The organism is Phocaeicola intestinalis (genome assembly GCF_014837065.1).
GTDB lineage: Bacteria > Bacteroidota > Bacteroidia > Bacteroidales > Bacteroidaceae > Phocaeicola > Phocaeicola intestinalis.
In genome coordinates, this window is record NZ_JACSPP010000156.1 from 1 (window position 1) to 564 (window position 564).

Below are 564 nucleotides of genomic sequence, written 5' to 3' on the forward strand. Positions count from 1 at the left end.
TATACCGCGCCGGCCTTGATCAGGCACCTTGACAGGCAAGGCAGGCGGAAGTACAGCAGGAGACTGCGTTGCTATTACATCGTGGCGGACGTGACCTTTGCGGATACCAAGGTACGCCTGTACTTTGTCAGGAGAAGCAAACGGGGCGCATGGAACGGCCTGATGACCACGGACATACGGCTTGAGTTCCTTGAAGCGTACCGGATTTATGCCCAAAGGTGGTCTTTGGAAGTCGTGTTCAAGGAAGCGAAGGGGCTGTTGGGGCTGGGCAAATGCCAGGCCGGCAACTTCGCCTCGCAAATCGCGGCGACATCCCTGACGGCTTTGCAATACAACATCCTTTCCTTAGTGAAGAGGTTTGCAGCCTACGAGACCATGGGAAAGCTCTTTGAGGACGTAACCAAGGATTCTTTGGAACTGTCCGTTGCGGAAAGGATATGGGGCGTCATGCAAGAACTGGTCATTGCGGTTGCGGAACTCTTCGGATTGACTGACGAAGATATCTATCAGGCTATCATCAACAGGGAGGAAGATATGAAACATATTTGCGACATTTATAGATTA

The 564-nt window shown here is 52.0% G+C and carries 1 pseudogene; it reads left to right on the forward strand.

Annotated features, from left to right (window positions below):
- Positions 1-564: pseudogene (locus H9625_RS17480) on the forward strand (IS4-like element ISUnCu6 family transposase); the annotation flags it as partial.